12 protein-coding genes are annotated in these 12,529 nt (G+C 72.8%); 7 read left to right on the top strand and 5 right to left on the bottom strand.

What is annotated here, in order from left to right; genetic code table 11:
• Window positions 1-180: 180 nt before the first annotated feature.
• Window positions 181-1,569, top strand: a complete 1,389-nt coding sequence (locus tag RF644_RS05455) for a four-carbon acid sugar kinase family protein (protein WP_368795720.1) — start codon at window positions 181-183, stop codon at window positions 1,567-1,569.
• On the top strand, window positions 1,566-2,447 hold the full coding sequence (locus RF644_RS05450; RefSeq protein ID WP_368795719.1) for an NAD(P)-dependent oxidoreductase: 882 nt from the start codon (window positions 1,566-1,568) through the stop codon (window positions 2,445-2,447). Before RF644_RS05455 ends, RF644_RS05450 begins: the two co-directional genes overlap by 4 nt.
• A gap of 21 nt (window positions 2,448-2,468) precedes the next feature.
• Here RF644_RS05450 and RF644_RS05445 read toward each other — a convergent pair whose 3' ends face one another.
• Window positions 2,469-3,398: a LysR family transcriptional regulator gene (locus tag RF644_RS05445; protein ID WP_368795718.1), complete on the bottom strand. Its 930-nt coding sequence runs from the start codon at window positions 3,396-3,398 to the stop codon at window positions 2,469-2,471.
• A gap of 177 nt (window positions 3,399-3,575) precedes the next feature.
• Here RF644_RS05445 and RF644_RS05440 point away from each other — a divergent pair, with 177 nt between their 5' ends.
• From RF644_RS05440 to RF644_RS05430, 3 genes are all read left to right on the top strand, one after another.
• On the top strand, window positions 3,576-4,973 hold the full coding sequence (locus RF644_RS05440; RefSeq protein ID WP_368795717.1) for an MFS transporter: 1,398 nt from the start codon (window positions 3,576-3,578) through the stop codon (window positions 4,971-4,973).
• Between the two features lie 151 nt (window positions 4,974-5,124).
• Complete coding sequence (gene mmsB, locus RF644_RS05435) at window positions 5,125-6,045, top strand: 3-hydroxyisobutyrate dehydrogenase (RefSeq protein WP_368795716.1); 921 nt, start codon at window positions 5,125-5,127, stop codon at window positions 6,043-6,045.
• A 35-nt stretch (window positions 6,046-6,080) separates the two neighbouring features.
• Window positions 6,081-7,640 (top strand): CoA-acylating methylmalonate-semialdehyde dehydrogenase, encoded by a 1,560-nt coding sequence (locus RF644_RS05430; protein WP_368795715.1) that lies wholly within the window; start codon window positions 6,081-6,083, stop codon window positions 7,638-7,640.
• A gap of 123 nt (window positions 7,641-7,763) precedes the next feature.
• Here the strand turns inward: RF644_RS05430 and RF644_RS05425 are convergent, their stop codons facing one another.
• Complete coding sequence (locus RF644_RS05425; protein WP_368795714.1) at window positions 7,764-8,315, bottom strand: MarR family winged helix-turn-helix transcriptional regulator; 552 nt, start codon at window positions 8,313-8,315, stop codon at window positions 7,764-7,766.
• A gap of 148 nt (window positions 8,316-8,463) precedes the next feature.
• On the opposite strand from RF644_RS05425, the gene RF644_RS05420 reads away from it, so the two are divergent.
• Window positions 8,464-9,153, top strand: a complete 690-nt coding sequence (locus RF644_RS05420) for a hypothetical protein (protein WP_368795713.1) — start codon at window positions 8,464-8,466, stop codon at window positions 9,151-9,153.
• Window positions 9,154-9,227: 74 nt separating this feature from the next.
• Window positions 9,228-9,422: a hypothetical protein gene (locus tag RF644_RS05415; RefSeq protein WP_017831825.1), complete on the top strand. Its 195-nt coding sequence runs from the start codon at window positions 9,228-9,230 to the stop codon at window positions 9,420-9,422.
• Here RF644_RS05415 and RF644_RS05410 read toward each other — a convergent pair.
• The 3 genes from RF644_RS05410 to RF644_RS05400 form a co-directional block, all read right to left on the bottom strand.
• Window positions 9,401-9,859, bottom strand: coding sequence for a hypothetical protein (locus RF644_RS05410; RefSeq protein ID WP_368795712.1), 459 nt, complete (start codon window positions 9,857-9,859; stop codon window positions 9,401-9,403). The genes RF644_RS05415 and RF644_RS05410 overlap by 22 nt on opposite strands.
• A gap of 43 nt (window positions 9,860-9,902) precedes the next feature.
• Complete coding sequence (locus tag RF644_RS05405; protein WP_368795711.1) at window positions 9,903-11,273, bottom strand: acetamidase/formamidase family protein; 1,371 nt, start codon at window positions 11,271-11,273, stop codon at window positions 9,903-9,905.
• Window positions 11,274-11,606: 333 nt separating this feature from the next.
• A complete protein-coding gene (locus RF644_RS05400) occupies window positions 11,607-12,455 on the bottom strand; it encodes a hypothetical protein (protein WP_368795710.1) in 849 nt (282 codons plus the stop codon).
• Window positions 12,456-12,529 lie beyond the last annotated feature (74 nt).

Below are 12,529 nucleotides of genomic sequence, written 5' to 3'. Positions count from 1 at the left end.
CGAAATGTCAGATGTCCGAGCTGTCGAGGGACGACTCCCCCGGCCGCGCGCGGCATCCCTGCCGTTGACCACGTGTCTCACGACACATAGCATGTCTGACATCTTACAGGTGGAGTGTCGGTGTGGAACCGACCAGGACCTGAGGACCGTCCTGACCGCTCCCCGAGAGGAAGTCCCCGCATGACCGCTCCCCGGACCCTGCTCGTGCTCGACGACGACCCGACCGGCTCCCAGTGCGTCCACGACGTCGACATCGTCCTGGAGCTCGACCCCGCCCCCGTGCTGGACGTCGTCCGGCACCCCGGGCGCACCTGCTTCGTGCTCACCAACAGCCGGGCCCGGCCCGAGGCCGAGGCCGTGGCGATCAACACCGAGCTCGTCTCCGCGGTGCTGGAGGCTCTCACCGCCGAGCGCCTGCCCCTGCCCCACCTCGTCTCCCGCAGCGACTCCACCCTGCGCGGGCACGTCATCGCCGAACCCACGGCTCTCGCGGACGCCCTGGCGCGCCACGGGGTGGCGGTCGACGGGTTCCTCCTCGCCCCGGCCATGCTCGAGGCCGGCCGCTACACCGAGGACGACGTCCACTACGCGGTCCTGCAGGGCCGCCCGATGCCCGTGGGGGAGACCGACTTCGCCGCGGACGCCACCTTCGGCTACTCCTCCTCCGACCTCAAGGACTTCCTCGTGGAGCGCTCCGGCGGGACGCTGGACCGGGACGCGATCCTCTCCATCGGCCTGACGGACATCCGCTCCGGGGGCGTGGACGCGGTCGCCGGCATCCTGCGCCGGGCCCGGGACCGGGCCTGGGTGGTCGTCAACGCCACGGAGTACGCGGACCTCGACACCGTGGCGCAGGCCCTCGCCGTCCTCGAGGCCGAGGGCCGCACGTTCGTCACCCGGTGCGGCCCGTCCTTCGTGCGCCCCCTGGCCGGGCTGACCGGCTCGCGCGAGCTCGGCCCCGAGGACATCGTGGTGGGCACTGGGCGCCTCCCGCACGGACTCGTGGCGGTCGGCTCCCACGTGGGGCTCACCAACCGCCAGCTCGCCGAGCTGCGGACCCGCCGCGACCTCTTCGAGGTCGAGCTCCACGTGCCCACCCTGCTCGACGACGACGCCCGCCCCGGCTACGTGGCCGACGCCGTCGCGCGGATCACCGAGGCGCTGGGGACCAGCGACGCGGTGGTGTGGACGAGCCGCGAGCTCGTGCGCACGGACGACCCCGACGAGTCGCTGGCCATCGCCCGGTCGGTCTCCGACGCGCTCGTGGAGGTCGTGCACGGGGTGGCGCAGGCCCGCCCGGCGTGGGTCGTGGCCAAGGGCGGGATCACCTCCCACGAGGTGGCCCACCGCGGTCTCGGCATCCGCCGGGCCACCGTGGCCGGCCAGTTCTTCCCCGGCCAGATCTCCATGTTCCAGCCCACCGACGCCCCGGACACCACCCGGGGCGGGCCCTACGTGGTCTTCCCCGGCAACGTGGGCACCGAGAGCGCCCTCGCCGACGTCGTGGAGGTCCTCGACCGGGCCGCCGCACACACCCGCACCTCTGATCCCCAGGAGAACCCGTCATGAGCACACCCCTGTCCGTCGGCTTCCTGGGTCTGGGCGCCATGGGCGCCCCCATGGCCCTCGCCCTGGCCCGCACCGGCTTCCCCGTCCGCGGCTTCGACGTCTCCCCCCGCGCCGGGGAGGTCGTGGGCGACGCCCTGGAGCTGCTGGCCGATCCCCGACAGGCGGCGGCCGGCGCGGACGTCGTCGTCGTCATGGTCGCGACCGGGGCGCAGCTGCACGACGTCCTGTTCGGCGAGCGCGGCATCGCCGACGCCCTGGACCCGGACACGGTCCTGCTCGTGATGGCGACCGTCGGCCCCCAGGCCGTGGAGTCCGCCGCGCAGGGTCTCGAGGGCCGCGGCGTGCGGCGGGTCGTCGACGCCCCGGTGTCCGGCGGCACGGCGCGCGCCGCCACCGGGGACCTGCTCGTGATGGTCGGCGGCGCGGACCATGACGTCGCCGCGGTCCGGCCGCTGCTGGACGCGATGGCCGCCAACGCCCCGCTCGTCGGCCCCCGGGTGGGCGACGGGCAGCGGTTCAAGGTGGTCAACCAGCTGCTGTGCGGGGTGCACATCGCCGTGGCGGGCGAGGCGCTGGCCCTGGCGGACTCCATGGGCCTGGACCCGGCGCAGTGCCTGGAGGTCCTCTCGACCGGGGCCGCCACGTCCTTCATGTTCGAGGACCGCGGGCCGCGGATGCTGCAGGGCGAGCAGGCCGAGGTCCGCTCCGCCCTGGACATCTTCGTCAAGGACATGGGCCTGGTCACCGACGCCGCCCGGGCGGTCGCCCAGCCGGTGCCGCTGGCCTCGGCGGCCGAGCAGCTCTACGTGCGCGGCCGCCGCGAGGGCCACGGCCGGCACGACGACTCCTCGGTCTTCGACATCCTCCGCTCCCGGTAGGGTCCGCCGGGCCGCACGCGGTCAGTCGCGGGAGCTCGCCGGGAACTGCGCCGCCGGGGCGGCGATGAGCTCGTCCTTCATGTCGGCCACGGCCGCGCGGATCGCGGTCATGACCGCCCGCACGGCGGGCCGGCGCAGCAGGTCGGCGCGGGAGACCACCCAGTACTCCACGGGGAACCACAGCTCCTGGGGGAAGAGCCGGACCAGGCCCCCCGCCCGCTCGGCGAGATAGCAGGGCAGCAGCCCGACCCCGGCGCCCGCCCGGGTGAGCTCCACGTGCACCACCGAGGACGTCGCCCCCACGCCCTGGCGCATCCGCGGGAACCGCCGGCGCGGGATGTCCAGCTCCGCGACGTCCTGCATGGAGTCCACGAAGTAGATCAGCGGGTGCTCCTGCACCTGGTCGGGCGTGCGGATGGCCGGGTGGGCGGCCAGGTAGTCCCGGGAGGCGTAGACGCCCAGCGAGTAGTCGGCCAGGTGGAAGGCCTCCTTGCGGGAGACCTCCGGGCGCCCGACCACCACCTCCAGGTCGATGCCCACCGGATTGGTCTGCGCCCGCCGTGCCGCGTTGATCATCTCCAGCCGCACCCCGGGGTGCTCCTCGATGAGCCGCCGCATGGCCGCGCCCATCACCACGCCGCCGAAGCCGTCCGGGGCCAGCGCCCGCACCACGCCGTTGACGGTGCTGCCGCGCCCGCCCGCGCCGAGCGGGAGGGAGCCCAGCGCCGCCTCGATCTCCTCGCCGGCGGCCACGAACTTCCGGCCCAGCTCGCTGGGCTCCCACATCTCCCCGGTGCGCACGAGCAGCCGGGCGCCCACGGTCTTCTCGAGCGCCGCCATCCGCCGCGACACGGTCGTGTGACTGAGCCCGAGGTCCCCGGCGGCGCCGGTGTAGGAGCCGTGGCGGACCACCGCGAGCAGGAGCAGGAGGTCGTCGGCACCGTGCGACAAGGGGATTCTCCTCCCGGGGGCTGGACCGGCCCGGGGGAACGCACACGACCGGGCGGCATGTGCATTTTTGCACAAGCGCCGCGAGCGCATGGTCATTGTGAAGCGCACCACATATCCGCACACTGTAGGCAAACATTGTGACCACCGTCGCCGTTTCCCCAGCAGGAGGAGAATCCCATGAGCACCGAGGACAGGGTCGCCGCGTCGGCGGACCCGAACGACTCCCCCGAGAACCGGGGCGGACTGAAGAAGGTCGTGGCGGCCTCGATGGCCGGCACGGTCGTGGAGTGGTACGAGTTCTTCCTCTTCGCCACCGCGTCCACCCTGGTCTTCGGCCAGCTCTTCTTCGTGGACACCGGCAACCCGCTGGACGGCATCCTCAAGGCGTTCCTGATCTACGCGGTCGGCTTCATCGCCCGCCCGCTGGGCGGCATCGTCTTCGGCCACTTCGGCGACAAGTACGGGCGCAAGCACCTGCTGCAGATCTCGATCGTCATGGTCGGCGCCGCCACCTTCCTGATGGGCTGCCTGCCCGGCTACGACCAGGTCGGATACTGGGCCGCGGCGATGCTCGTGGTCCTGCGCTTCGTCCAGGGCTTCGCCGTGGGCGGCGAGTGGGGCGGGGCCGTCCTGCTCGTGGCCGAGCACTCCCCCAACAAGGAGCGCGGCTTCTGGTCCAGCTTTCCGCAGGCCGCCGTGCCGCTGGGCAACCTGCTGGCCACCGTCGTGCTGCTCACCCTGTCCTTCACCCTCTCCGAGGAGGCCTTCCTCGCCTGGGGCTGGCGCGTGGGCTTCTGGCTCTCGGTCGTCATCGTGGCCATCGGCTACTACATCCGCACCCACGTGACGGACGCCGCGATCTTCAAGGAGGCCCAGAAGGAGGTCCTCGAGGAGAAGTCCGCCGCCTACGGCGTGGGCGAGGTCTTCCGCCGGTACCCCCGCGGCGTCTTCGGCGCCATGGGCCTGCGCTTCGCGGAGAACATCCTCTACTACGTGGTGGTGACCTTCTCGATCACCTACCTGTCCACCCAGCGGGACGTGGACACCAGCCGGATCCTGCTCCTGCTGCTGATCGCCCACGTGATCCACGCGATCTGCGTGCCGCTCGTCGGCCGGGCCACCGACAAGGTGGGCCGCCGCCCGATGTACGCCGCAGGCGCCTTCCTCGGCATCTTCTGGGCGTTCATCGCCTTCCCGATGTTCGACACCGACAACAGCTTCATCATCCTGGCGGCCATCACCATCGGCCTGATGATCCACGCCCTCATGTACGCCGGGCAGCCGGCCATCATGGCCGAGATGTTCCCCACCCGGATGCGCTACTCGGGCGTCTCCCTGGGCTACCAGGTGACCTCGATCGTGGCCGGCTCGCTGGCCCCGATCATCGCCACCGCCCTGCTGCGCGAGTTCAACTCCTGGGTGCCGATCGCGATCTACATCGCCATCGCCTGCCTCATCACCCTGTTCTCGGTGTGGACGCTGCGCGAGACCAAGGGCATCTCCCTCCAGGACGTCGACGCCGAGGACCGGCGCCGGCTCTCCGAGGAGAAGTCCGTCCGGGACCGGACCTCCTGATCCCCGCCATCATCACCCACTTGCGCCCAGCGGCGGACCGGCTCCCCGGTCCGCCGCTGGGCGCGCTGTGCATGACCCCCAGCTCCCGACACCCTCGACACCCCGCAGTTCACGACCTTGCAGTTATTGACCTTGCAGAAGGGACTCCCCGATGACCACCATCACCTGGATCGGCCTCGGCCACATGGGCAACCCGATGTCCGCCAACCTCGCGAAAGCGGGCTACGACGTCCGCGGCCATGACGTCAGCGCCGACGCCATGGCGGCCGCCCGCGACAAGGGGGTGCAGACCTTCGACACGATGGAGGAGGCCCTACAGGGCGCGGAGGTCGTCTTCACGATGCTCCCCAAGGGCGAGCACGCCCGCGCCGTCTACCTCGGCGACAGCGGCGTCATCGCGCTCGCCCCGAAGGACGCGCTGCTCATTGACAGCTCCACCATCGACGTGGAGACCGCGGAGGAGCTCCACCGGGCCGCCGAGGACGCCGGCTTCCGCTTCGTGGACGCGCCGGTCTCCGGCGGGATCAGCGGCGCGGCCGCGGCCACCCTGACCTTCATGGTCGGCGGGAAGCCCGATGTCGTGGAGCAGGCCCGGACGTTCATCGAGCCCATGGCCCGCAAGATCGTGGCCACGGGCCACGCCGGCACGGGCCAGGCCGCCAAGATCGTCAACAACATGATGCTGTTCATCTGCCTCGAGGCCTGCGCCGAGGGCTCCGTGCTCGCCGACCGGCTGGGCCTGGACCCGCAGGTGTTCTGGGACATCGCCTCGGTGTCCTCGGGCAACTCCTGGGCGCTGCAGACCTGGTACCCCGTGCCCGGCATCGTGGACTCCGCCGCGGCGAACAAGAACTTCGAGGCCACCTTCAGCGCCGCCCTCGCCGCCAAGGACGCCGGTCTGGCGCTCATGGCGGGCGAGCAGACCGGCGTGGAGCTGCCCGCCGCGAAGCTCGTGGCGGAGAGGCTCCAGCAGCTCATCGACGAGGGGCTCGGGGACAAGGACTGCTCCCTCATCACCAAGTACGCCGCGCCGGACGGGAAGATCCCGGGCTGGGACCCGGACCAGGCCTGAACGGCGCCGAGACCACCACGACCGAGGAGGACACCATGCAGAACACCAAGCAGGACGCCGAGACCCGCGCGCAGCAGGACGCCGAGCGGGGCGCCCAGGACCCCCGGACCACCGGCGCGGTCATCGAGCACTTCATCAACGGGAAGCGCCACGGCGGGTCCGGGCGCACCGCGGACGTCTACAACCCCGCGACCGGGCAGGTGGCCAAGCAGGTGCTGCTGGCCTCCGCCGAGGACGTCGCCACCGCGGTGGAGGCCGCCGAGCTCGCCCTGCCCGGCTGGCGGGCCACCGGGCTGTCGAAGCGCTCGGCGATCATGTTCAAGGTCGAGAACATCATCCGGGAGCGCACCCCGGAGCTGGCCGCCATCATCACCGCCGAGCACGGCAAGGTCCTCTCGGACGCGGCCGGAGAGGTGGCCCGCGGGCTGGAGAACGTGCAGTTCTGTGCGGGGCTGATGCACCACATGAAGGGCGAGTTCCTCGAGCAGGCCGCCACCGGGGTGGACGTGCACCAGACCCGCCAGCCGGTGGGCGTGGTCGCCTGCATCACCCCGTTCAACTTCCCCGCCATGGTCCCGCTGTGGATGATCACCACCGCGATCGCCGCCGGGAACACCGTGATCCTCAAGCCCTCCGAGCGGGACCCCTCGGCGGCGGTGTGGATCGCCGAGGCCTTCGCCGAGGCCGGACTGCCCCCGGGGGTGCTCAACGTGGTGCACGGGGACAAGGAGGCCGTGGACGAGCTGCTGACCAACCCGCTGGTCAAGGCCGTGTCCTTCGTGGGCTCCACCCCGATCGCCAGGTACATCTACGAGACCTCGGCGCAGCACGGCAAGCGCGTCCAGGCGCTGGGCGGGGCGAAGAACCACATGGTGGTCATGCCGGACGCCGACCTGGACGGGGCAGCCGACGCCGCGATCTCGGCCGCCTACGGCTCCGCCGGGGAGCGCTGCATGGCGGTCTCGGTGCTCGTCACCGTGGGGGACGTGGCCGACCCGCTGATCGAGCGGCTGAAGGAGCGGATCGCGAAGCTGACCATCGGGGACGGCACCGACCCGGCCTCCGAGATGGGCCCGCTCATCACGAGGGCGGCCCTGGAGCGGGTCAACGGCTACGTGACCGGGGCGGAGGCCGAGGGGGCGACCGTCGTCGTCGACGGCACGCGGCAGGAGTTCGACGGCGAGGGGTTCTTCACCGGCGTCTCGCTGCTGGACCACGTGAAGCCGGGCATGAAGGCCTACGACGAGGAGATCTTCGGGCCCGTCCTGTCCGTGGTGCGGGTGGACACCTACGAGGAGGCCGTGCGGCTGATCAACACCAACCAGTTCGCCAACGGGGTGGCGGTGTTCACCCGCGACGGCAAGACGGCCCGGCAGTTCGAGTTCGAGATCGAGGTCGGCATGGTCGGGGTCAACGTCCCCATCCCGGTGCCGATCGGCGCGTTCTCGTTCGGCGGCTGGAAGAACTCCCTGTTCGGCGACACCCACATGTACGGGCCGGAGGCGTTCAACTTCTACACCCGCCGCAAGCTCGTGACTACGCGCTGGCCCGAGCCCTCGGAGTCCCAGATCAACCTGGGCTTCCCGACCCACTGACGGGCCCGCCGGGGGTCCCGGCCACGACGACGCCGGTCCCCGCCCTCGGTTCGGAGGGCGGGGACCGGCGTCGTCGTGGCCCGGTCAGTTCTTGAGGCCGTCGCCGATGTTGCGGGCGCCGGCTCAGGCGGCCCCGGGTCCGGGGTGCCGGCAGTCCTCGACGTGCTCGTGGAGCTGCCGCTCGTCGACGGCCTCGACCGCCTCGGCCATCGCGTGCAGGAAGGCGGTCACGGTGGCGGCCTCCTCGGCGGACAGGTCCCGGGCGGCACGGAGCATCCGCTCGTGCATGGCGCCGAGGGTGGAGCGGACCTCGCAGTCGGCCTCCTGGGTGGCCACGATCACCAGCGCCCGCCGGTCCGTGGGGTGAGGGCGGCGGGCCACGTGGCCGCTGCGGGAGAGCCGGTCCAGCAGCGTGGTGGTGGAGGCCGAGGAGATGCCCAGCTTGAGCGCCAGGTCCCGGGGGCTCAAGGGGGTCCCGGCGCGGTCCGCCTCCAGCAGGTAGCGCAGGGCCAGCACGTCCTTCTCCCCCATGCCCATGGAGTCGCGGGTGCGCAGCCGCATGGCGGACTCGGCCGCCCGGTAGGCCCGCAGGGCCTCGAGCACCTGCACGGCCGGAGGACGGTCGCCCTCGTCGGCGTACCAGTAGCCGGACGAGGTGCGGGGATGTGCGGTCATGCCTCCAGTGTAGGTGATCTACAAATCAGGTGAACTGATAACTAGACAATCTAGTAACACTGCTGTTCGATGGGATCGTGTGCTCCTGTGAGGGAGCGCACGCCGTGGCAGAGGAACACCGCAGGGTACGTGAGGAAGAGGTCGGAAGATGAGCCAGCAGCTGCACCCCGGATCCACCGTCGAGACGACAGAGCACTCCCCCCTCCGGGCGGTCCGGAACGACCCCGGGGTGGTTCCCGCCGCCCCCGTGCACTGCGGGCGGCCCATGCCGGTACGAACCCTCGACTTCGCCGAGGTGCAGGACCGCGTCAACCACGCCGTGGCCGAGGCGGCGATCGACGGCCGCCGGGTGCACGCCTGCGCCTGCGGCTTCCTGCAGGAGACGCCGGTCCCCGGAGGCACGGTGCCCTCGATCGTCCCCGACGGCGAGGCGATGCTGTTCCGCCCGTTCTTCACCCGGCGCGTCCTCGCCGCGGCCGGACGGGTCGAGAACGCCGAGTGGGCCTTCGACCAGGCCCTGGCGGACGCCGGGCCCCTCGCCGCCCCGGACGCCCAGGAGCAGGCCTGGCGCCTGTGCGCCTTCGAGGCCGGTCTCGAGGCCGAGCGCTGGCGGCTGGACCAGGCCCTCGAGTCCCTGCGCGACGAGCTCCGCCTGGCCGTGCGCCACGGCGTGCCGATCACCCTCCTGGCCCGCGAGGCGGCCCTCGACGAGGCGGACGTGGTGGACCTGCTGCACCTGGGCGACGTCCCCGCCGGCGCCCCCGCGAACTCCTCCGCGAACTCTCCGGCGACCTCTCCCGCGGACGGGACCGGCCGCACGCTCGCCGAGGCCTGCTGAGCCTCCAGGCCGCGCGTGCCGGGCCGCTACGCTGGAAGGGCCCCGCAACGCCGCCGCGCCCCGGAAGGACGCCCGTGAAGTCGATCGTCGCGACCCTGCTCGTCCTGGCCCTGGTGCTGACCTCGGCCGGGGCGCTGCTGACCACCGTGGACGCCCAGGAGTGGCTGCCCGTCGTGGTGCTCGCGGCCCTCGCCTACCTCGGGACCTTCACCCTGTACCGGCGCGTGCGGGACCGCTGGGCCGAGCGCTACGCCGACCGCCGGGACTGATCCCGGCGGGAGCGGCGCCACGACCGCCACGCCCCGGTGGACCACAGGGCCCACAGCACGAGCAGCGGCTGGAACAGCAGCCGCACGGCCCGGGCGCGGTCGGTGTCCAGACCGAAGGCGTCCGTGCGCGTGAGGTACTGCGAGACGTTGCCCGGGAACACGGCCACGAAGAACGCCGCGGCGAGCCACCCGAGCAGCACCCCCCGCCGGGGCAGGACCACCAGCGCGGCGCCGAGGACGATCTCCACCACCCCGGAGCCGAGCACCACGGCGTCGTCGGGCACGGGCAGCCACTCGGGCACCTGGGCCGTGAACTCCTGGCGGGCCACCGTGAGGTGGCTGATCCCGGCGCCGAGCAGGACGAGCCCGAGGAGCACCCGGGCGATCGTGCGCGGCAGGGAGGCGGCCGGTGCTGCCGGCCGGGCGGACGAGGTCATGCCCGCAGACTAGAGGTCATGCCCGCGAATCGACAGGCCGGGCTCAGGAGCGGTCGAAGTCCGCCTTGCGGATCAGCCCGTGCACCCCCACGGTGCGGTCCACCACCTGAGAGATGGCGAAGTCCGCGGCGGCCGAGAGGTAGGCGTAGGCCACGACGCGCTCCATCCCCTTGTCCTGCTCGAGGAAGTCGAGGGCGTTGAGCACGGCCCGGCGCATCGCCACGTCCAGGTCGGAGTTCTGCTCCCCGCCGGCCGCGCCGTCCGGGTCGGAGAGCCCGATGGGGATCCAGTGCTCGTCCGTCTCCGCGAACGGGTAGGAGTGGGCCACGGAGGGCGCGTCCCCCTCCCCGGCCTTGCAGACCGTGAGCCGGAACGTGCCGCGCAGCGAGCCCTCCATCGCGGTGAGCGCCACCTCGCCGTCGCCCATGGCCATGTGCGGGTCCCCCACGTAGAACAGGGCGCCGTCCGTCTGCACGGGCAGGTAGAAGGTGGAGCCCACGCCGAGGTGGCGGATGTCGATGTTGCCGCCGCCCAGTGTCGGCGGGATCGAGTTGAGCAGGTCGTCCGTGGGCCCGGAGCCCTGCTGGTATGCGACGCCCATCATGCCCATGAACGGGCGCAGCGGGAAGCGGACCCGGCCGCCGCCCATCACGCCCTGGCCCTTCTCGACCGGGGTGAACACCGAGACGTTGCCGTAGTCCTCCGGCTCGCCCGTGGCGCGGCCGTCCGCGGCGACAGGGGGCATGACCTCGTCGAGCTCGATCCCCGCGGGGGCGCCGCCGTCCGCGGCCCGGGGCAGCGCGCCCTTGCCGTGGCGGCTCGAGACCACCCCGTACGGCACGCGCAGGTCGGCGTGCAGGGTCTCGATCTTCAGGACGTCCCCGGGACGCGCCTCCTCGACGAACACCGGGCCGGTCACCACGTGCGGGCCGTCCCGGTCGAAGTCCCGCTCGGTGCGGTCGTAGTCGCGGGCGATCTCGACCGCGTCGTCCAGGACCCGGGCGCGGGAGACCCCCTGCGCGCCGAAGAACTCCACCGGGTCCCGGCCCTGGTCCTCGAGGATCCCCTCGTGGGAGACGGCGTCGATGGTGACCGTGCGCCCCGAGCGCATGCGCAGCGAGGGCTCGGCGTCCACGGACGGGACGTAGCCCCACAGCACGCTGTCCACGTCCGAGGGCAGGTAGTGGTCCCCGGGGATCCTGCCCTTCCCGGGCTGCAGGACGGAGCCCCGGAAGCCGGGGCGGCCGCCGCCCGGGTGCTGGGCGCCCATCGGGACGGCCGCGGAGGCCGCACCGACCCCCGTGCCGGTGACCGCGCCGGCGGCGGCCACGGCGGTGGCCGCCCGGAAGAAGGTGCGCCGCCCCAGACCCCGCTGGAGTTCGTCGGCGGCGCGGCGGGCGAAGTGCTCACTCATGGGTGTCTCCTGCGGTCAGGGGCGGCTTTGTCGAACGCCTACGACCATAGGGAGAGCGTGTTTCCGGTTCGGGGTCCCCGTGTTTCCGCGCCGTGACGGCGAGCGCCGAGGGCGGGAGCGGGGGTTGGACAGGTCACCGGGCGCCCCGGCCGTGGTGCTACCGGCGGCGACAGCCCGACCTCGTTGTCGGGACCGCGCACGGACGCCCGCGTGACCTGCGTCACCCACACTAGGGGGTTACCGAGGGGTCCGGCATATCCCATGCGAAATATGACGGTTACGAATGCACATCGATCGGGGGCGCGGCGGAGGAGCCCGTGGCGGGGTGCTCGTTCAGCGGAAGTCCGCCTTGCGGATCCGGCCGTGGGCGCCCGCGGAGCTGTCCTCCAGCCGGGTGACGGCGAACTCCGCGGTGCTGGAGAGATAGGCGTGGGCGATGGGCCGGTCCATGCCGCGGTCCCGGGCCAGGAAGTCCACCCCGGCCCGCACGGCCTGCTGCATGGCCGCGGTCAGGCAGAACGTCTGCTCGTCGGCGTCCTCCGTCCCCGAGCGCCCGACGACGATCCAGTGCTCGTCGGTCTCGGCGAACGGCTGACGGTGCGCCACGGCGGGCACGTCCTGGGCGCCGGTCCGGCACACGGTCACCCGGAAGGTGCCGCGCAGGGGCTGCCCGGCCGCTCCGAGGGCCCGGTGGAGCTCCCGGGGGCAGAAGGCGGCCCCGTCCGCGCGGACCGGCAGGTAGGCGGTGCACCCGGTCCCGAGCGGACCGTCGGACGCCCCGGGGTCCGCGACCTGGAGCACCTCGACCTTGAGCGCGTCGCCGGAGCGGGCCGCCGGCAGGAGCACCGGGCCCGTGACCACGTGCGGGCCGAGCCCGTCGAGGGCGGGGACGTCGTGCCCCTCCTCCGCCCGGGGTGCCGCGGGAGTCCCGGCCGCCGGGCGTCCGTCCTGAGCGGGACCCCCCGGCTGCGGGCGCTGGAAGCCCGGGACGCCCAGTCCGGACGAGGGGTGGGCGGCCCGCGCGGCCGCGGCGCGGGCCCGGGCGGCGTCCTCGGGGTCCGGCTCGGCGCGGTGGGGCTCGGGGCGGACGGGGGCGGCAGCGGTGCCGCCGACCACCCGGAGGACCGGCCGCCGGGCGTGCGGCACCACGGGCGCGGGTCCTGGTCCGGCGTGCTCGGTCATGGGCTGCTCCTTGGGGGCGGGGCGAGCGGTTCAGCTCCGACGGTAGGAAGTGCGTGTTACTGCATCGGGCACGT

The organism is Kocuria sp. CPCC 205258 (assembly GCF_040981005.1).
GTDB classification, from domain to species: domain Bacteria; phylum Actinomycetota; class Actinomycetes; order Actinomycetales; family Micrococcaceae; genus Kocuria; species Kocuria rosea.
Note: the sequence above shows the minus strand (reverse complement) of the source record. Positions and strands in the feature narration are given on the sequence as shown.

Coding starts and splice junctions, on each gene's coding strand:
- RF644_RS05450 (WP_368795719.1), top strand. CDS start 1,566: ATGAGCACACCCCTGTCCGTCGGCTTCCTGGGTCTGGGCGCCATGGGC.
- RF644_RS05400 (WP_368795710.1), bottom strand. CDS start 12,455: ATGACCGAGCACGCCGGACCAGGACCCGCGCCCGTGGTGCCGCACGCC.
- RF644_RS05410 (WP_368795712.1), bottom strand. CDS start 9,859: ATGACCTCGTCCGCCCGGCCGGCAGCACCGGCCGCCTCCCTGCCGCGC.
- RF644_RS05455 (WP_368795720.1), top strand. CDS start 181: ATGACCGCTCCCCGGACCCTGCTCGTGCTCGACGACGACCCGACCGGC.
- RF644_RS05430 (WP_368795715.1), top strand. CDS start 6,081: ATGCAGAACACCAAGCAGGACGCCGAGACCCGCGCGCAGCAGGACGCC.
- RF644_RS05425 (WP_368795714.1), bottom strand. CDS start 8,315: ATGACCGCACATCCCCGCACCTCGTCCGGCTACTGGTACGCCGACGAG.
- mmsB (WP_368795716.1), top strand. CDS start 5,125: ATGACCACCATCACCTGGATCGGCCTCGGCCACATGGGCAACCCGATG.
- RF644_RS05440 (WP_368795717.1), top strand. CDS start 3,576: ATGAGCACCGAGGACAGGGTCGCCGCGTCGGCGGACCCGAACGACTCC.
- RF644_RS05420 (WP_368795713.1), top strand. CDS start 8,464: ATGAGCCAGCAGCTGCACCCCGGATCCACCGTCGAGACGACAGAGCAC.
- RF644_RS05405 (WP_368795711.1), bottom strand. CDS start 11,273: ATGAGTGAGCACTTCGCCCGCCGCGCCGCCGACGAACTCCAGCGGGGT.